This window comes from Kribbella albertanoniae, assembly GCF_004348455.1.
Lineage (GTDB): Bacteria > Actinomycetota > Actinomycetes > Propionibacteriales > Kribbellaceae > Kribbella > Kribbella albertanoniae.
Genome location: NZ_SMKA01000050.1, coordinates 1 through 16,488, shown reverse-complemented (window position 1 = coordinate 16,488; position 16,488 = coordinate 1). Strand labels below are relative to the sequence as shown.

Annotated in this window: 22 protein-coding genes and 1 pseudogene; 8 read left to right on the top strand and 15 right to left on the bottom strand. The window is 66.9% G+C overall.

Annotated features, from left to right (window positions below; translation table 11 throughout):
• Positions 1-13 precede the first annotated feature (13 nt).
• Together pstB and E1261_RS45935 are read left to right on the top strand one after the other, a co-directional pair.
• The gene (gene pstB / locus E1261_RS14135) at positions 14-790 is read left to right on the top strand and encodes a phosphate ABC transporter ATP-binding protein PstB (RefSeq protein WP_132406671.1); all 777 of its coding nucleotides are present in this window, start codon (positions 14-16) and stop codon (positions 788-790) included.
• Between the two features lie 104 nt (positions 791-894).
• Entirely contained in the window at positions 895-1,443 is a 549-nt protein-coding gene (locus E1261_RS45935) for a DUF4190 domain-containing protein (RefSeq protein WP_202874682.1), read from the top strand.
• Positions 1,444-1,491: 48 nt separating this feature from the next.
• Here the strand turns inward: E1261_RS45935 and E1261_RS14125 are convergent, their stop codons facing one another.
• On the bottom strand, positions 1,492-1,920 hold the full coding sequence (locus E1261_RS14125) for a DUF2752 domain-containing protein (RefSeq protein ID WP_132406669.1): 429 nt from the start codon (positions 1,918-1,920) through the stop codon (positions 1,492-1,494).
• Positions 1,921-1,976: 56 nt separating this feature from the next.
• On the opposite strand from E1261_RS14125, the gene E1261_RS14120 reads away from it, so the two are divergent.
• Complete coding sequence (locus E1261_RS14120) at positions 1,977-2,585, top strand: RDD family protein (protein WP_132406667.1); 609 nt, start codon at positions 1,977-1,979, stop codon at positions 2,583-2,585.
• 17 nt (positions 2,586-2,602) lie between these two features.
• Positions 2,603-3,139: an RDD family protein gene (locus E1261_RS14115; protein ID WP_132406665.1), complete on the top strand. Its 537-nt coding sequence runs from the start codon at positions 2,603-2,605 to the stop codon at positions 3,137-3,139.
• 3 nt (positions 3,140-3,142) lie between these two features.
• Here E1261_RS14115 and E1261_RS14110 read toward each other — a convergent pair whose 3' ends face one another.
• From E1261_RS14110 to thiC, 3 genes are all read right to left on the bottom strand, one after another.
• A complete protein-coding gene (locus E1261_RS14110; protein WP_132406663.1) occupies positions 3,143-3,700 on the bottom strand; it encodes a hypothetical protein in 558 nt (185 codons plus the stop codon).
• Positions 3,697-4,299 (bottom strand): SatD family protein, encoded by a 603-nt coding sequence (locus E1261_RS14105; RefSeq protein ID WP_132406661.1) that lies wholly within the window; start codon positions 4,297-4,299, stop codon positions 3,697-3,699. Before E1261_RS14105 ends, E1261_RS14110 begins: the two co-directional genes overlap by 4 nt.
• Positions 4,300-4,560: 261 nt before the next feature.
• Positions 4,561-6,183: a phosphomethylpyrimidine synthase ThiC gene (thiC, locus tag E1261_RS14100; RefSeq protein ID WP_132406659.1), complete on the bottom strand. Its 1,623-nt coding sequence runs from the start codon at positions 6,181-6,183 to the stop codon at positions 4,561-4,563.
• A gap of 155 nt (positions 6,184-6,338) precedes the next feature.
• On the opposite strand from thiC, the gene E1261_RS14095 reads away from it, so the two are divergent.
• Together E1261_RS14095 and E1261_RS14090 are read left to right on the top strand one after the other, a co-directional pair.
• Positions 6,339-7,097, top strand: coding sequence for a lysophospholipid acyltransferase family protein (locus tag E1261_RS14095; RefSeq protein WP_132406657.1), 759 nt, complete (start codon positions 6,339-6,341; stop codon positions 7,095-7,097).
• Between the two features lie 115 nt (positions 7,098-7,212).
• Positions 7,213-7,737 (top strand): hypothetical protein, encoded by a 525-nt coding sequence (locus tag E1261_RS14090; RefSeq protein ID WP_238176208.1) that lies wholly within the window; start codon positions 7,213-7,215, stop codon positions 7,735-7,737.
• A 4-nt stretch (positions 7,738-7,741) separates the two neighbouring features.
• On the opposite strand, the gene E1261_RS14085 is transcribed toward E1261_RS14090, so the two are convergent.
• The 9 genes from E1261_RS14085 to E1261_RS14045 all read right to left on the bottom strand — a co-directional run bounded on the left by E1261_RS14085 (position 7,742) and on the right by E1261_RS14045 (position 14,201).
• Positions 7,742-7,975 carry a hypothetical protein gene (locus E1261_RS14085; RefSeq protein WP_132406653.1) on the bottom strand — a complete coding sequence of 78 codons (234 nt, stop codon included), beginning with the start codon at positions 7,973-7,975 and terminating at the stop codon, positions 7,742-7,744.
• A 13-nt stretch (positions 7,976-7,988) separates the two neighbouring features.
• The gene (locus E1261_RS14080) at positions 7,989-9,125 is read right to left on the bottom strand and encodes an inorganic phosphate transporter (RefSeq protein WP_132406651.1); all 1,137 of its coding nucleotides are present in this window, start codon (positions 9,123-9,125) and stop codon (positions 7,989-7,991) included.
• 87 nt (positions 9,126-9,212) lie between these two features.
• The gene (locus E1261_RS14075) at positions 9,213-10,211 is read right to left on the bottom strand and encodes an inorganic phosphate transporter (RefSeq protein WP_132406649.1); all 999 of its coding nucleotides are present in this window, start codon (positions 10,209-10,211) and stop codon (positions 9,213-9,215) included.
• Positions 10,212-10,213: 2 nt separating this feature from the next.
• Positions 10,214-10,846, bottom strand: a complete 633-nt coding sequence (locus E1261_RS14070) for a DUF47 domain-containing protein (RefSeq protein WP_132406647.1) — start codon at positions 10,844-10,846, stop codon at positions 10,214-10,216.
• A gap of 140 nt (positions 10,847-10,986) precedes the next feature.
• Positions 10,987-11,295 carry a DUF202 domain-containing protein gene (locus E1261_RS14065; RefSeq protein ID WP_165952490.1) on the bottom strand — a complete coding sequence of 103 codons (309 nt, stop codon included), beginning with the start codon at positions 11,293-11,295 and terminating at the stop codon, positions 10,987-10,989.
• 8 nt (positions 11,296-11,303) lie between these two features.
• Positions 11,304-11,639 carry a YidH family protein gene (locus tag E1261_RS14060; protein ID WP_202874680.1) on the bottom strand — a complete coding sequence of 112 codons (336 nt, stop codon included), beginning with the start codon at positions 11,637-11,639 and terminating at the stop codon, positions 11,304-11,306.
• Complete coding sequence (locus E1261_RS14055) at positions 11,639-12,850, bottom strand: glycoside hydrolase family 3 N-terminal domain-containing protein (protein ID WP_238176207.1); 1,212 nt, start codon at positions 12,848-12,850, stop codon at positions 11,639-11,641. The genes E1261_RS14060 and E1261_RS14055 overlap by 1 nt, the downstream gene beginning before the upstream one ends.
• Positions 12,850-13,311: a MarR family winged helix-turn-helix transcriptional regulator gene (locus E1261_RS14050; RefSeq protein ID WP_132406642.1), complete on the bottom strand. Its 462-nt coding sequence runs from the start codon at positions 13,309-13,311 to the stop codon at positions 12,850-12,852. Before E1261_RS14050 ends, E1261_RS14055 begins: the two co-directional genes overlap by 1 nt.
• Positions 13,290-14,201: a DMT family transporter gene (locus E1261_RS14045; RefSeq protein WP_132406640.1), complete on the bottom strand. Its 912-nt coding sequence runs from the start codon at positions 14,199-14,201 to the stop codon at positions 13,290-13,292. The genes E1261_RS14050 and E1261_RS14045 overlap by 22 nt, the downstream gene beginning before the upstream one ends.
• A gap of 38 nt (positions 14,202-14,239) precedes the next feature.
• Here E1261_RS14045 and E1261_RS14040 point away from each other — a divergent pair, with 38 nt between their 5' ends.
• Positions 14,240-14,866 carry a TetR/AcrR family transcriptional regulator gene (locus E1261_RS14040; RefSeq protein WP_132406638.1) on the top strand — a complete coding sequence of 209 codons (627 nt, stop codon included), beginning with the start codon at positions 14,240-14,242 and terminating at the stop codon, positions 14,864-14,866.
• Here E1261_RS14040 and E1261_RS14035 read toward each other — a convergent pair.
• Positions 14,863-15,522, bottom strand: a complete 660-nt coding sequence (locus E1261_RS14035; RefSeq protein ID WP_132406636.1) for a potassium channel family protein — start codon at positions 15,520-15,522, stop codon at positions 14,863-14,865. The genes E1261_RS14040 and E1261_RS14035 overlap by 4 nt on opposite strands.
• Positions 15,519-16,031 carry an acyl-CoA thioesterase gene (locus tag E1261_RS14030; protein ID WP_132406634.1) on the bottom strand — a complete coding sequence of 171 codons (513 nt, stop codon included), beginning with the start codon at positions 16,029-16,031 and terminating at the stop codon, positions 15,519-15,521. The genes E1261_RS14035 and E1261_RS14030 overlap by 4 nt, the downstream gene beginning before the upstream one ends.
• A 130-nt stretch (positions 16,032-16,161) precedes the next feature.
• On the opposite strand from E1261_RS14030, the pseudogene E1261_RS14025 reads away from it, so the two are divergent.
• Positions 16,162-16,488: pseudogene (locus E1261_RS14025) on the top strand (hypothetical protein); the annotation flags it as partial.

Sequence of the window (16,488 nt, the reverse complement as noted above, 5' to 3'; positions counted from 1 at the left end):
GTTCTGAGTCGATATGGCTAAGCGCATCGAGGTCAGCGGCCTCAACGTCTACTACGGCGATTTCAAGGCCGTCGAGGATGTGTCGATGACGATCGAGCCCCGCTCGGTCACGGCGTTCATCGGCCCGTCCGGCTGCGGCAAGTCCACCTACCTGCGGACCCTGAACCGGATGCACGAGGTGATCCCGGGGGCCCGAGTCGAGGGCAAGGTGCTGCTGGACCAGCAGGACCTGTACGCGACCGGTGTCGACCCGGTCGCCGTACGGCGGGTCGTCGGCATGGTGTTCCAGCGGCCGAACCCGTTCCCGACGATGTCGATCTTCGACAACGTCGCGAGCGGCCTGAAGCTGAACGGCGTCAAGGACCGCAAGAAGCTCACCGAGGTGGTCGAGGCGTCCCTCAAGGGCGCCAACCTGTGGAACGAGGTCAAGGACCGCCTGGACAAGCCGGGGGCCGGCCTGTCCGGTGGTCAGCAGCAGCGGCTGTGTATCGCCCGGGCGATCGCGGTCGAGCCCGAGGTGATCCTGATGGACGAGCCCTGCTCGGCCCTGGACCCGATCTCCACGCTGGCGATCGAGGACCTGATCGAGAAGCTCAAGGACAAGTTCACCGTGGTGATCGTCACGCACAACATGCAGCAGGCGGCCCGGGTCTCGGACCAGACGGCGTTCTTCAACCTGGCCGCGACCGGGAAGCCGGGCCGGCTGATCGAGATGGCTGCCACCAAGCAGATCTTCTCGAATCCGACCGAGAAGGCCACCGAGGACTACATCACCGGCCGCTTCGGCTGATCACGGAGAATCACGTACCTCCGCCTGACGGCGGGGGTACGTGACCCTGAACCCGTGGCCCAGATAGTCTGCGGGGATTCTTCGATGTCTCAGAAGGGACTGTGGTGAGCACTCCGACGCCTCCCGGCGATGACCAGAACGACCCCCAGGACACTCCTGGCCAGACTCCGGGCGGCCAGCCGGGGCAGTACGGCCAGCCTGGCTACGGCCAGCAGCAGCCTGGTTCCTACCCGGGTCAGCCCGGGCAGTACGGCCAGCAGCCGCCGCAGCAGCCCGGTTATGGGCAGCAGCAGCCCGGCTACGGCCAGCAGCCCCCGCAGCAGCCGGGCTATGGCCAGCAGCAGCCTGGCTACGGCCAGCAGCCGGGTCAGCCGGCAGCCGGTGGCTACGGCGCCTACCCGGGCGGCCAGAACGCCGGCTACGGCTACGGTGCACAGGCTGCGCCGAGCAACACCCCGATGATCCTGTCGATCATCGGCATCGTCTGCTGGTTCTGCTGCTCCCCGGCCGCGATCGGCCTGGGTCTGTTCGCGCAGAGCAAGTACCGCGAGCAGGGCCAGTCGGACACGCTGGCCAAGGTGGCCTGGATCGGCGGTATCGCCTTCCTGATCCTCGGCATCATCGGCTACGCCACCGGCCTCGTCCGTACCTGACGTTCGACGCTCTACTGTCGCCGGGTAGCACTCGCTACCCGGCGACAGTCAGTTCAGGTTGCGGGCGACGCCGTACACGATCAGCAGTGCGACAACGGCCTTGACCAGCCAGTCGACGACGCGCGGGCTCATGGTCAGCCGTGGCAGCCGGACCAGCCGCAGCGCCTCCAGCGCCCACGCCAGCACCTGGTAGCCGACGGCCAGACCGATCAGCGGTCCCAGCACCAGTACAACGGGGTTGTAGTGCCAGGCGGCGTTCAGATCGCCACGTAGTAAGGCGGCAGCCATCCGGGTCGATCCGCAGAGCGGACAGTTCAGGCCGGTGGTGGCGTGCAGAATGCACGGGATGCCGAGCCCGGTCAGCTGGTAGACACCGGCGAGGGCGAAGCCGCCGACACCGACCAGCGCGAGCCCCTGCACCCGGCGGTCCACCGGCACGACCGGTCCCGTGGGGCGAAGTACGACACCATCACTCACCGCACCACAGTAACCTGCCTTGCAGCCCGCAGTAGTGCACCAGAGAGGAATCCCAGGTGACCACCCCTCCGTCCGGCCCGTACGGCGGCCCTACGCCACCCGGTCAGCCCAACCAGTACCCGCCTGGCCAGCCCGGTGCGCAGCACCCGCCGGGGCAGCCTGGTGGGCAGCTCCAGCCGGGTGGGCACATCCAGCCGGGCTACAACCCTTATGGGCAAGGCCCTTCGGGGCAGGGCAACTACCGCTACGCGCTGCCCAGCCAGCCGGTCGGCTACACGACGCGGGTCGGCGCATCCCTGATCGACGGCTTCCTGCAGGGCATTCCGGCCGGAATCGGGCTGATCGTCACCATCGCGATGCACACCTCGGACGACGCCACGGTCCCGCTGTCGCTGGGCTTCCTGGGCACGTTCGTGATCTGGATCCTGAACCGGGTGGTCCAGCAGGGCCGCACCGGCCAGTCACTCGGCAAGAAGATCACCGGCAGCCGGATCATCAGTATCCAGACCGGTGAGCTGATCGGCTTCGGCCCGAACCTCGGCCGCGAGATCTGCGCCTACTTCTTCAACTACATCTGCTTCGTCAACCTGCTCTGGCCGTTGTGGGACGAGAAGCAGCAGACCTGGCACGACAAGATCGTCAACGACATCGTCGTCAGCACCTGAGACAGGACAGACACCACATGACTACACCGTTCCCACCTCCCGGCAGCAACGACCCGCAGTGGGGGCCGCCGCAGCCGCCGCCGTACGCGCAGCCGGCCAACGAGTGGGCCCCGCTGGCGGAGTGGCTGCCGCGAGTCGGCGCGGCGCTCGTCGACGGGCTCGTCCAGGGCCTACCGGTTGCCATCGGCTACATCTTGTTCCTGGTGAACATCTTCACCCGGGCAGACCTGGAGAACGACGCCCCGCAGGCCTGGGCCGTGATCGCGTTCCTGCTGGGGATGGCGATCAGCTTCGGTCTCTGGCTGTGGAACCGGGTGTTCCGCCAGGGCAACACCGGCCAGAGCATCGGCAAGAGCGTGCTGAAGATCCGGCTGATCGACGGTGTCTACAACCAGCCGGTCGGTCCGGGCAAGGCACTCGGCCGTGAGCTCCTCGCCTGGGTCTTCAGCTACGCCCCGCTGATCGACGTACTGTGGCCGCTCTGGGACGAGAAGAAGCAGACCCTGCACGACAAGGTGCTGAACACGTACGTCGTCATCGACACCCAGCGCTAGAGGTCAGTGCGACAGCAGGAAGCCGGCGCAGGTGACCGACCAGAGCACACTGGTGAAGCTGCCGATGATGAATCGCTCAGCGACCGCCTGTGGTGTGACGGAGGCGGGCTGGTCCGGACTGCGGAGCTCGGGGTAGCGGGCCAGCCCCTTGATCGCCAGCACGATGGCCAGCCCCTCCGGCCAGCCGGCCACCAGAGCGGCGAAGATCGCACCCCGCTCGAGTGAACCGATCAGAGCGCCGCCTCGCAGCACCTCACCGGCCTTCTGCGTCGACTGCGCCCGAGTGTTGCCTCGGTCCACCAGAGCGAGCACAGAGGTCGTCAGCGGGCCGCCACCGGTCACTGCGAGCCCTCCGGCCAGCAGGAGCAGCACATTCCACCAGCGCTCCGGCCAGGACGCCACACCGTCGCCGGCCAGCAGCACCAGGCCGACAGCGACGCCACAGGCCAGCATGACGCCGCTGAGCACGATCTCGAGCGTGGCACCTTCGGACTTCGGGATCCACGCCAGGACGGCGAACAGCAGGCCCCCGGCGGTGAGCGCCAGGACGAGTGCCGTCACGCAGCGACCTCGGCGCGGCTGAGCAGTTCGGACGCCAGCAACCGGCCACGCTGCTCCTCGGCCACTCCGGCCGCCTGAGCCCGTTGGGTCACCGCAGATTGACTGATCCCCAGTTTCACGCCGATCTCCCGTCGTGTCAGTCCCTCGGCCAGCAGGTCGGCAACGGCCCACCCGCGGTCACTGCGCCGGCGCAGCACCGACGCCATCAACCAGAGCACAGTCTCCACCTGATCGGCCAGCTGGGCGTCGGCGCCACACACATTGACATGGTGTGGGCTGAACTTCGCCTTCGTGACCGCGTCCCGGGCGAACACGAACGCGTCCCCGTTACCCGCCCTGGTACTCCGCGGGAGCGGCTCGATCACCTCGCCGATCCCGAGCCCGACGTACCAGGAGTCGCGGCGGAGCAGCTCGACGACCAGATCGATCGTTGCCTTGGCCTCCGACAACACGCCCTGTACCTCGTCGCCCGCGGTCCGCTCGAACTTGCGGATCAGTCCGGACAACCGGGGTCTGCGGTTCAGACTGTTCAGTAGCTCGGGTACGAGATCGCCGCTGATTCTGCTGCCTCGCTGATCTACCGTGAGAACGAAGAGCACTGTCCCGCACCTCCTTCCAACGGAGTTAAGGCTACAGTCTTATTCACGCTAAGTGAAGGCAAAAACCTGAATCGGTTCACCCAGTCACTCTCGGTGATCACCCCGCAGGACAGCTGATTCCCCAATTCTCCGCTCAATCCGGCCACTTCGGCATCTCGACACACGCCGCGATTTCACAGCGCGTAAGGCTGAAAAGGCCGGTTTTCGTGCGAAAAGGCCCTCCAAAACCGCTTCAGACAGCGGTTTCGGAGGGCCTGTGGGTCAGTCGGCCAACGGTAGGTAGAGCTTGCTGTCCTTGGCCTTGAAAGTCTCGGACATCTCGGTGAGGCCGGCTTCGATGGCTTCGGTCGAGGTCAGGCCGTGCTCTTCGGCGTAGGCGCGGATGTCCGCGGTGATCCGCATCGAGCAGAACTTCGGCCCGCACATCGAGCAGAAGTGTGCGGTCTTGGCCGGCTCGGCCGGCAGCGTCTCATCGTGGTAGGAGCGCGCGGTGTCAGGATCCAGCGAGAGGTTGAACTGATCCTCCCAGCGGAACTCGAACCTGGCCGTGGACAACGCGTCGTCCCAGGCCTGTGCGCCCGGATGCCCCTTGGCCAGATCGGCAGCGTGGGCAGCGATCTTGTAGGTGATCACCCCGACCTTGACGTCATCACGGTCCGGCAGACCGAGGTGCTCCTTCGGCGTGACGTAGCAGAGCATCGCCGTACCGAGCCAGCCGATCTGGGCCGCGCCGATGGCACTGGTGATGTGGTCGTAGGCCGGCGCCACATCGGTTGCCAACGGCCCCAAAGTGTAGAACGGCGCCTCCCCGCACAGCTCTTCCTCGAGCCGCACGTTCTCCGCGATCTTGTGCATGGGCACGTGTCCCGGGCCTTCGATCATCACCTGTACGTCGTGCTCCCAGGCGATCTTGGTGAGCTCCCCGAGGGTCCGCAGCTCGGCGAACTGGGCGGCGTCGTTCGCATCCGCGATACAGCCCGGGCGAAGTCCGTCGCCGAGCGAGAACGTCACGTCGTACTCACGCAGGATCTCGCACAGCTCGGCGAAATGCGTGTACAGGAAGGACTCCTGGTGATGCGCGAGGCACCACGCGGCCATGATCGACCCACCGCGCGAGACGATGCCGGTGATCCGCCGCGCGGTCAGCGGCACGTACCGCAGCAGTACGCCGGCGTGCACGGTCATGTAGTCGACGCCCTGCTCGCACTGCTCGATCACCGTCTCGCGGTAGACCTCCCAGTTCAGCGCGGCCGGGTCGCCCTTCACCTTCTCCAGCGCCTGGTAGAGCGGCACGGTGCCGATCGGGACCGGCGAGTTCCGCAGGATCCATTCCCGGGTCTCGTGGATGTTCTTGCCGGTGGACAGGTCCATCACGGTGTCCGCGCCCCAGCGGGTGGCCCAGACGAGCTTCTCGACCTCGTCCTCGATCGAGCTGCTGACGGCGGAGTTGCCGATGTTCGCGTTCACCTTCACCAGGAACTTCTTGCCGATGATGGTCGGCTCGCTCTCCGGATGCCGGCGGTTGACCGGGATGACGGCCCGGCCGCGGGCCACCTCGGACCGGACGAACTCCGGATCCATGTTCTCCCGCAGAGCGACGTACCGCATCTCTTCGGTGATGGTGCCGGCCCGCGCATGCGCGAGCTGGGTCAGGTTCGCCCGGCCGGCGATCCACTCGCGCCGCAGCGCGGGCAGACCGGTCTGTACGTCGATCTGCGCCGTCGCGTCCGTGTACGGCCCGGACGTGTCGTACAGGTCGAAGTGCTCGCCGTTGGTGAGGTGGACACGACGAGCTGGAACGCCCAGCTCGCCGCGATAGATCTTCTCGGAGCCCGAGATCGGGCCGGTGGTGACAGTCGGTTGTACGGTGCCGATGGTTGTCACTTGATGTGCTCCCTACGCCGGAATTACCCGGACAGGTTCGGCGGTCGGCGGCGCCGGAACAGGATTGTCTTCCTGACCAGCCGCCCTCTCAGCCCACTACGGTGCGAGCTCCCGCGATCTGCAGTTATCGGCAAGAGCTTAGTAGAGTTCCAGGGATGCGCGACTTTGTGTATCCACCGGTGGTCGGAATCGCCCGTACGGCGTTCAAGGTGCTGGATGTGAACTTCCAGCTCTCCGGGACCGAGAACGTGCCCCGGACCGGCGGTGCGGTGATCGCGCTGAACCACATCAGCTACGTCGACTTCGTCCTCGGCGGGTACGGCGCGGTCCCGAGCAAGCGGCTGGTCCGGTTCATGGCCAAGGAGGTTCTGTTCCGCAACCGCTGGTCCGGTCCGCTGATGCGTGGAATGCACCACATCCCGGTGGACCGCGGCGCCGGCGCAGCGTCGTACGAGCAAGCCCTGCGGCTGCTGCGCGCGGGTGAGGTGGTCGGCGTGTTCCCGGAGGCGACGATCAGCCGGTCGTTCGAGCTCAAGGAGTTCAAGTCCGGCACGGTCCGGATGGCCGCGGAGGCCGGCGTACCGGTGATTCCGCTGATCCTGTGGGGCACCCAGCGGATGTTCACCAAGGATCACCCGAAGGACTTCTCCCGGCACCGCACGATCGCCATCACGGTCGGTACGCCGATGGCCGTGAGCACGGACGACGACCCGGTCGCGGCGACCGCCGTACTGCGCTCGAAGATGGCCGAGATGCTCGACGACACCATCCGCGCCTACCCGGAGCAACCGCCCGGTGCCTGGTGGTTGCCGGCCGCGTACGGCGGCTCCGCGCCGACGCCGGAAGAGGCCGACCGGATGGATCGCGAGGAGCTGGCCCGCCGGGCGGAGCGTCGGCAAGAACCGCGTCAATAACCTCGATGCACCCTGGGCAAGGCCTTGACCTCGGCGGTCTGCGACGGTACGAAGGGCACTTGTTGCTGACATGACAGGAACCTCGGGGGTCCCTGTGTTGGGCGGGGGAAGGTTTGTGTTCGATTCACCGGAAGGACTGCGCCTGTTCGAGCCGGGGAGGCTCCAGGTCGCGCCGCACGTGGCTGAGCACCTCCCGGACGCGGGCGCCTATTTCATCGGCTGGTCCACGCGGGACCTGGACGCAGAGCGGGCGCGTGAGGTCGAGGCTGCGGTCAACGGGCGGCGCTGTGCGAACGGCTGGTTCCCGTTGGAGGTGCTGGACAGCATCGGCCACCGCGGCTACTGGCGTGGCCCGCTGACCTATCTGGCCCAGATGACCGCCGACGACGCAGCCATCTTGCAGGACTGGGCCGGCCGCGGTCTGACTGGTGAGAACCAGCGGCGTATCCAGGCGACCGTCAACCACCTGCTGCACCAGCAGGGTCACGCGGCGGCAGCCACCTGGGCTGTGGCTGTGCGCCCCCAGGCCGGTTTGGACGCGGCTGAGCTGGGCGACCGGCTGTTCACAGCCTGGGAGCAGAACCTCGACGCAGTGCGTACCAAGGACGTGGCCAAAGCAGTGCGCCGCTGGAACCGCTGAGTCCTTAGTGGAACTGCGGAATGATCAGGTAGAGCCCGTACAGCACCGCAGCTAGGCATGCTGCGAAGCACAGCGACGCCACAGCGGTGTCCAGCATCGCAGGCGGTCGCTTCTCGTCGAGAGCCACCGCACGCCGCCCCATCGCGGTCACTCCAACGGCGAACAGCACCGCCAGCCCCACTCCGAAGAGCAGGCTGACCAGCGCCACTTCACCGAGGCCGGCCCAGTCGATGTGCATCGCCCTGCTCCTCTCAGACCGACGCGGTCGCCGAGGAGGCGGCCGGGGTGCTCGGGTACTCGTTCACGTTGGCAGAGGTCACCGGCTTGCGCCGGGAGGCGGCGTACAGGCCTCCACCAGCAAGCAACGCCAGTACGGCGATCAGCGCGACCCCGAGGTTGCCGGAGTTCGCCACGCGGCCGGACAGCGCGCCGACGACCGCAGCCGCAGGCAGTGTGAACAGCCAGGCCAGTGCCATCCGGCCGGCCACCGTCCAGCGCACCTCAGCCAGCCGCTTGCCCAGACCGGCGCCCAGGATGCTGCCGGAGCAGACCTGCGTGGTGGAGAGCGGGAAGCCGAGGTGCGACGAGGCCAGGAGCACTGCGGTCGAGCTGGTCTCCGCGGCAAAGCCCTGCGGGGACTCGATCTCGGTCAGCCCCTTGCCCATCGTGCGGATGATCCGCCAGCCGCCAAGGTACGTTCCGAAGGCGATCGCCATACCGGCGGCGAAGATCACCCACAGCGGCGGCCGGGAGCCCTGCGCCAGGGTGCCTGAGGTGATCAGGACCAGCGTGATGATGCCCATCGTCTTCTGCGCGTCACCCGTGCCATGCGCCAGCGAGACCAGCGAGGCGGAGGCGATCTGACCGGCCCGGAAGCCGTCGTCAACGCTCCTCTTCCTAGCCCGCGCAGTGATCTTGTACGCCAGGTAGGTCCCCAGCAGTGCGACCACTCCGGCCACGATCGGCGCGGCAACGGCCGGGACGATGATCTTCTGCACGACGGTGCCGAAGTTGACCGCGCCACTGCCGGCCGCGATCCAGGTGGCCCCGATCAGACCACCGAACAACGCGTGCGACGAGGAGCTCGGCAGCCCGAGATACCAGGTCAGCAGGTTCCACAGGATCGCGCCCACCAGGCCACCGAAAATGATCGGGACGGTGATCTTCGCGTCGTCGACCAGTCCGCTCGAGATGGTGTGGGCGACCTCGGTGGAGATGAACGCCCCGACCAGGTTCAGTACGGCGGACAGCCCGACCGCGACCTTGGGTCTGAGCGCGCCGGTGGCGATCGAGGTCGCCATCGCGTTGGCGGTGTCGTGGAAGCCGTTGGTGAAGTCGAACACCAGCGCGGTGATGATCACCACGACGACGAGAAACGACAGATCCATCCCGATCACATCCCTCGGCGGACGAGTGTGTGGCCTCGTCCGACCGTAGGAGCGATGGATGAATTCGAAGTGAAGGGGATCTTGGGTTTACTCGAGGATCAGGTGGGCGATCGCGTAGCAGCCGGCGGCGACCAGGCCGGCGGCCGGGATGGTCAGCACCCAGGCGGTGATGATGCCCTTCGCGACACCCCAGCGGACCGCGGACAGCCGCTTGGTGGCGCCGGCGCCCATCACCGCACTCGTGATCGTGTGGGTGGTGGAGACCGGGGCGTGCAGGCCGATCGCCATCACGTACAGCACCGTGGCCGCGACCGCCTCGGAGGCGAAGCCGCGAGCCGGGTCCAGGTGGATGATCCGGCGGCCGAGGGTCCGCATGATCCGCCAGCCACCGGAGTAGGTGCCGAGCGAGATCGCGGTCGCGGCGGAGATCTTCACCCACAGCGGGATGCCGTCACCCTTGGCCACGTGACCGGTGGTGAGCAGCGCCAGGAAGATCACGCCCATCGTCTTCTGCGCGTCCTGCAGACCGTGCCCGAGCGCCATCGCGGCGGCCGACAGGGACTGCGCCAGGCGGAAGCCGCGGGTGGTCTTGCCGGGGTTCTTGCGCCGGAAGATCCAGAGGATCGCGATCATCAGCACGAACGCGCCGAGGAAGCCGATCGCCGGTGACATCACCATCGGAATGACGACCTTGTCGACGATCCCGGACCACAGGACCACACTGCTCGACGCGAGACCGGCGCCCACCAGACCGCCGATCAGGGCATGCGACGACGAGCTGGGCAGGCCGAAGTACCAGGTGATCAGGTTCCAGGTGATGGCGCCGAGCAGCGCGGAGAGCACGATCACCAGGCCGTGCTCACCGGCCGGAGTGTTGATGATCCCCTTGCCGACGGTCTCGGCGACCTCGGTCCCGAGCAGCGCTCCGACGAAGTTGCAGATCGCGGCCATCGCCAGCGCCACCCGCGGCGTCAGCGCCCGGGTCGAGATGGAGGTCGCGATCGCGTTCGCCGCGTCGTGGAAACCGTTGGTGTAGTCGAAGGCCAGCGCGATCACGACGACCGCGACGACGAGCGCGAGCTCCACGCTCAGCTCTCCTTGACGGCGATCTGCTCGACCGTGTTGGCGACGTGCTCGAACGCGTCGATGGCAGCCTCCAGCAGGTCGACCACGGTCTTCAGTTTCATCACCGTGAGGGCGTCGTACTCGCCGCTGAACAGCTTGGCGATGATCCGGCGGTGCACCGCGTCACCGGTGTTCTCCAGCCGGTTGATCTCGATCCAGTACTCGGCCAGGTCCTTCATCGTGCGCAGCCGCGGCATCGTCTCGGCGGTCAGCTGAGCGGCCCGCTGCAGCACCTCGATCTGCTCGGCCACCTCCTCCGGCAGCCAGTCCAGGTTGAAGAGGTGGACGGTGTCCACCGCCTCCTCCATGAAGTCCATGACGTCGTCGAGATCGGAGGCCAGCCGGTAGATGTCCTCGCGGTCGAACGGGGTCACGAACGTCGAGTTCACCCGGCGGATGATCGAGTGCGTGGTCTCGTCCGCGGCGTGTTCGGCGTCCTTCATCTGGACGGCGATCTGTTGACTGGCCGAGAGGCCGCTGCCGGCGGTACTGCCGAGCAGTTCGGCGAGGATGCGAGCGCCGTCCACGAGGTGGTTGGCGGACTCGGTGAAAAGGTCGTAGAACGTCGGGTCGTTCGGACGCAGACGTAACGGCACTTCAAGCTCCGGGTGAACGAGGGACAAACCGTTGATCATGCTAGGGGGAACAGCCCGCGGTTCTTGCATCCGCGGGGTCAACGTAGCGCGTCGGGGTGAACTAGTTCACTAGGAGGTGACTACCGAGTAATCAATTGGTATCAGCGCGTGATCACGGCGTACAGATCGAAGAGACCGACCACGAGGACCAGTCCGGCGGCGATCCGGAGCACCCGTTCGTGGCCGAGGGCATGGACCGCAGCACCCTGCGAATGCCGGTAAACCGCGCTCACCGCCGCCCAGCAGCCCAGCGAAAGCACCAGTACGACGACGCCGAGGCCGGTGCGGACGTCGGACGAACCGTGGCCGGAGGCAAGCAGCAGGATGCCGTTGGCGATCAGTCCGAGCGACGTCCGGCGCCAGGCGAGCAGGGTGCGCTCGGGCTGCAGGCCGGGGTCCGGTGTGCTCATCGCCACAGTTACCTCCAGAGGGCGAAAACCAGACCGACGAGTCCGGCGACAGCGATGGTTGCCGCCAGCATCAGCGGCAGTCTGGTCACCGGCAGCGGCTGCCCCCGACGCATGGCCACCATGTTCTGCTGCCACCGCCGCAGTGCGCCGAAGGTCGTGACCAGTCCGGCGCTGACCAGGATCAGTCCGATGATGCGGGCCGGCCAGCGGTCCAGTCCGAGGTCGAGAAACTGCACGGCCGAGAGGCCACCGGCATAACAGGCCAGTGATGTCCGCAGGTACGCCAGATAGGTCCGCTCGTTGGCCAGAGTGAACCGGTAGTCGGGCTCCTGCTCCTCCGGCATCAGCAGGTCACCAGACCGTGCTTCTGCTTGAGCGCGAGCACCCGCCGTACACTCTGGTCGAGCTGCGCGGCGAACTCCTTGTCCTGCTGGGCCTTCACGACCAGCGCGTTCACCATGGTCGCGGTAAGGTCCGCAGCACCGTTGATGACGATGTCGCCACCCGCTGCGATCACCCGGGTCGCGCGCTGCCCGGCCGGCACCTTCGCCACGTTCGCCGCCGCCCCGACATCGTCGGTGATCACGACGCCGCCGTACCCGAGGTTGTCGCGGATCATGCCCTGGATGACGGTCTTGGAGAACGCCGCCCGGTTCTTGGGGTCGATCTTGGTGTAGGTGACGGTGGAGACCATCAGCATCTCGCTGCCGGCCTCGATCCCGTCCGCGAACGGCTGCAGGTTGTCGTCACTACGGACCGTCACGTTGTCGAACACGTCGGCGGAGAAGTCGGTGTTGCCGCGCACTCTGCCGATTCCGGGGAAGTGCTTCACCGAGGTGATCACACCACCGGCCGTCATCCCACGGACGAAGGCCTGGACCGGCGGACTGACCTCAGCAGGCGTGTTGCCGAACTCACGGTCCAGACCGCCGATGGGCGCGTTCTGCTTCTTCAGAGACGCCGGTACGACGTCGGCCACCGGACTGAGGTTGGTGTTCACCCCGGCCTGCTTCAGCTGATTCGCCCACTGCGTGGCGCGGGCGGTGAGCTTGTCACTGGTCCACGTGCCCTGAACCGTCGCCGCCGGGATGCGGGTGAAGCCAGAGCCCTTCAGTCGCTGGACCTGGCCGCCTTCCTGATCCGCTGCCACCAGCGGCCGGATGCCGTCGACCGTGGCCGCAGTTGTCGCGGCCGCGGTCGCCGTACGGGTGTGCGCGAGGCTGCCACCTGGGCCCAGCAGTAGGACTCCGCCGGGCTTCTGCTTCTGGATGATCGACCGCTGCGCCGAGGTCATGCCGTTGGCGCCCATGCCGGTCATGATCAGCTGGGCGGCGCGCTGGCGCAGTGTGAGGCTCTCGAGCTTCGTGTCGATGCAACTGGGTGCCGACGGCGTCTCGCTCGGGGTTGCAGTTGGTTGAGCCGTGGTCTTCGGCGGCAGCGGTACTGACGACGACGGGACTGTGTCGGGTCCGGCTGTCGGCGGGGACTGGCTGTCGTTGCAACCAGCCAGCAGTAGCGCGGACAGTACGACGAGGGCCGCTGCGCGTGCCCGCATCAGCGGTCCTGATCGGTGTTCTCGGCCAGCGCCGTACAGATGTCGAACAGTTGCTCCACCTGCTCCGGGGTCAGCGCGTCAAAGATCGCACTGCGGACCTCCTCCACATGTCCGGGCGCGGAGTCCACCAGCTTCTGCCGACCGACGTCGGTGAGGATCGCCACCTGACCACGACGGTCCGACTCGATCCCTTCGCGACGCACCCAGCCGTACTGCTCAAGGCGGTTGACCGCATGCGAGAGACGGCTACGCGAACCGAGCGTCGCGATCGCGAGCTCGCTCATCCGCAGCCGGCCGTCCGGCGCATCGGACAGCCGCACCAGAATCTCGTAGTAGGTGTGCGGAATTCCGGCGTCCCGCTGCAACTGCTGCTCGATCCGGCTGTTCACCACGCGTTGGGCCGCGATGAACGCTCGCCAGGCCCGCGCCTCTTTCTCGTTCAGCCATCGGGGTTCCGCCATGCCCGCAGCGTAATCAGCAGGACTGCAACGGCACAGACCAACATGCCGAGCACCGCGAGCACTCCGATGCTCTCGTCCAGCACGAAGTAGGCCACCAGCATCGTGGTCGGCGGCACCAGATAGAGCAGACTGCTCACCCTCGTGGCGCCGGAAAGCTTGAGATTCACCAGGTACAGGCCCCAACCACCGCCTGTTGCCAGCAGCACCAACCAGAGCACAGCGCCGTAGAACCCGGGCTGATGCGGCACGCTGAGCTGCTGCGTCGAGACCGCCAACGTGACGAACAGCACTGCCGACACCATGCTCTGAACGCAGAGCGCATCGAGCGAACTCACGGCCGATTGACGGCGGCGGTCCAGGCAGGTGCCTGCCACCAGGCCGAGCAGACCCAGCAGCGGGATGAGGAAGAGCAGGGGTGAGCCGTGACCTGCACTGAGGTCGTCGGCGACGACCAGCGCCACTCCCAGTAGACCGAGAACAAGCCCGAGCCACTGACGCCGACTGACCGGCTCTCCCAGTAGTGGGCCTGCCACAGTCGCGATGAGCAGCGGCTGGAGCGACCCGATGAGTGCCGTCGCTCCTGCGGTGATGCCGTGGTCGATGCCGGTAAAGATGGCGCCGAGATAGACGAACTGGGTCAGGACCGCCATCCACACCTGGGTGATGAGGTCGCGGCGAGTCATTCGGGTGCGGCGGACGCTCAGGATCAGGGCACCGATCAGTCCAGCGAGCAGGAAGCGCCAGGCCAGCAGGTCGAACGCGTTCGTGTACCGCGTTCCCCAGCCGGCGCCGATGAAGCCGGAGCTCCAGAACACGACGAACCCGGCTCCCGCGGCCAGCGGGATCAGGCGCAGGTTCGGCGTACGGCGTACTGCCTGGGCGGTTGTCATGCTCCGAAAGTAACCACACCGGTCGGTATACTGTCAGTATGCCTGCTCAGCAGATGAGACTGCTTGTCGACCGCGGAGTGCCGGTGGCGGACCGGCTGACACCGGCCGGGACGCGGATCCTGGCGGCGGCCTCGACCCTGTTCTACGAGCAGGGCATCCGGACCGTCGGGGTGGATGCGATCGCGGCGGCGGCCGAGGTGACGAAGAAGACGCTGTACGACCGGTTCGGGTCGAAGGACCGGTTGATCGCGGCGTATCTGGAACACCGGAACCGGGTGTGGCATGAATTCCTCGACGAGCAGCTCGTTCTTCGCGCGCCTCAGACAGCCGAAGACGTGGTGCTCGCGCTGTTCGGTGCGCTGACCGACTGGCTGGCGGGGTCGCGCAACGGCTGCGGATTCATCAACGCGAGTGTCGAGCTCGCGGCGCCCGACCATCCGGCGATGCCGGTGATCGTTGGGCAGAAGCAGTGGATGCGGTCCGAGTTCGAGGCGCAGGCACGGCTGGCCGGGATGGCGGATCCAGGCGAGCTGGCTGATCGACTGCTGTTGCTCCACGAGGGCGCACTGGTCAGCTACCGGGTCGCTGCGATGACGAATGCGACCGAAGTCGCCGCCCGGGCGGCCGCCGACCTACTGGCCGGCTGGCCGCGTCTTGACGGCTAGGCGTTGCGGCGGGAGATCGTCAGACCGACCAGGCGGGACACCACCATAGCGACGTACCCGAGACCGGCCAGTTGCTCGAGCATCACCACCGAGCGACCCCAGTTGCTGATCGGTACGACGTCACTCAGGCCGGTGCTGGACAGCGTGGTGAAGCTCAGGAAGAGCAGCTCCATCCAGGTCCGATCGTTGCTGGGGGCAACCGCTGCGATGAAGCTGCCGGGGACGAGCACCTGGACGAAGACGTACAGGTAGGCGAAACCCCAGGCCACCAAGGTGAACGTGGCACCGGTCGCGTACAGCTCGTCGGTACTGACGTCGTGGTCGGACAGCATGTACCGCAGCAGGCTGTAGGCGGCGTAGAAGTAGAAGGTGGCGTGCAACACCGCAGAAACAGCCACCACCGTGGCGCTGGAGTGGTACACGTCGATGAACGAGAGGGTGACGGCCGGGATGCCCAGACCGATGCTGATCCAGGTGAGACCTGGCGTCGCACGCACGGAGAAGACAGCGAGCACCAGTACGACGATGCCGATGATCTCGAAGGCGATCCGACCACCCTGCGAGCCCTGAGTCAGCGGGTAGATCAGCACGCCGAGCAGCTGGACGACGAGCAGAACGGCGGACGGATGCCGCCGAGCCCCGCTAAACCAACTCATGGCCGGTCTTCCTCACGTGACGCGATGATCGCGGCGCGACGAGCCAGCCGGTGGCTCCGGCGGATCTCCGCCTCCCGCATCCGGCGCAGCTCTTCGTCGGTCTCCGGCACGACCTGCGGCACCTCCCGCGGCTTGCCGGCCTCGTCGACCGCGACGAACACCAGGTACGCCGACGCCACGTGCACCTCGGGCCCGACCGCGTCCCACCGGTCGGCGGTGATCCGCACGCCGACCTCCATCGAGCTCCGGCCGGTCCAGTTCACCTGGCTGCTGAAGTGCACGACGTCCCCGACCCGGACCGGAACCAGGAAGACCATCTCGTCCATCGACGCCGTCACCGCGGCCCCACCGGAGTGCCGCGCCGCGACCACACCGGCGACCGAGTCGACCAGCGTCATGATCACCCCACCGTGCACGGTACCGAGCAGGTTCGTCTCGTTCTGCGCCGTGATGTGCGACAACGACAGCCGGGTCACCGAGGTCGGCCGCGACGCCGGGATGCTGGACATCTGGTCTCTCCTTCATTCCTGAACCGGGTTCGGTCCCGGGCGGCAGAGTACCGAGCAAGTTGTCCACAGGTTCGAATTGGGCGGCTCAACTCGGGCGAATCCTCGTACTTTCTCTGTCGAGGAGGTGCCCATGACAACCACCGATACCCCCACCGACGCCTACCTGAGCCCCCTGAGCGGCGCCCAGGTCGACCGTCTCGTCACCCTCGCGCTGTCCACCTGCCGACGGCTCGGCTTCGAGCTGCAGTACCGAGCCGGCGCCCTGATGGCCATTCCCGAAACATCTGGACCGATCCTCGGCCTGACCAACCTGGCCCGGGCGATCGCCCAGCAGGATCCCGACGACTGGCCGCAGTTCGTCGACATCCACTTCACCGACCTGCTCGGCCGCCTCGACGAAGGCGTGCCCGATCCACCCGACGACCCCGCCACCCAACTGATCCAGCGTCTCGTCCCC

What these genes read in the sequence shown, in the direction of transcription:
- pstB (WP_132406671.1), top strand. Translation starts at nt 14, where the DNA reads ATGGCTAAGCGCATCGAGGTCAGCGGCCTCAACGTCTACTACGGCGAT.
- E1261_RS14115 (WP_132406665.1), top strand. Translation starts at nt 2,603, where the DNA reads ATGACTACACCGTTCCCACCTCCCGGCAGCAACGACCCGCAGTGGGGG.
- E1261_RS14095 (WP_132406657.1), top strand. Translation starts at nt 6,339, where the DNA reads ATGCGCGACTTTGTGTATCCACCGGTGGTCGGAATCGCCCGTACGGCG.
- E1261_RS14085 (WP_132406653.1), bottom strand. Translation starts at nt 7,975, where the DNA reads ATGCACATCGACTGGGCCGGCCTCGGTGAAGTGGCGCTGGTCAGCCTG.
- E1261_RS14080 (WP_132406651.1), bottom strand. Translation starts at nt 9,125, where the DNA reads ATGGATCTGTCGTTTCTCGTCGTCGTGGTGATCATCACCGCGCTGGTG.
- E1261_RS14065 (WP_165952490.1), bottom strand. Translation starts at nt 11,295, where the DNA reads ATGAGCACACCGGACCCCGGCCTGCAGCCCGAGCGCACCCTGCTCGCC.
- E1261_RS14060 (WP_202874680.1), bottom strand. Translation starts at nt 11,639, where the DNA reads ATGCCGGAGGAGCAGGAGCCCGACTACCGGTTCACTCTGGCCAACGAG.
- E1261_RS14055 (WP_238176207.1), bottom strand. Translation starts at nt 12,850, where the DNA reads ATGCGGGCACGCGCAGCGGCCCTCGTCGTACTGTCCGCGCTACTGCTG.
- E1261_RS14050 (WP_132406642.1), bottom strand. Translation starts at nt 13,311, where the DNA reads ATGGCGGAACCCCGATGGCTGAACGAGAAAGAGGCGCGGGCCTGGCGA.
- E1261_RS14045 (WP_132406640.1), bottom strand. Translation starts at nt 14,201, where the DNA reads ATGACAACCGCCCAGGCAGTACGCCGTACGCCGAACCTGCGCCTGATC.
- E1261_RS14040 (WP_132406638.1), top strand. Translation starts at nt 14,240, where the DNA reads ATGCCTGCTCAGCAGATGAGACTGCTTGTCGACCGCGGAGTGCCGGTG.
- E1261_RS14035 (WP_132406636.1), bottom strand. Translation starts at nt 15,522, where the DNA reads ATGAGTTGGTTTAGCGGGGCTCGGCGGCATCCGTCCGCCGTTCTGCTC.
- E1261_RS14030 (WP_132406634.1), bottom strand. Translation starts at nt 16,031, where the DNA reads ATGTCCAGCATCCCGGCGTCGCGGCCGACCTCGGTGACCCGGCTGTCG.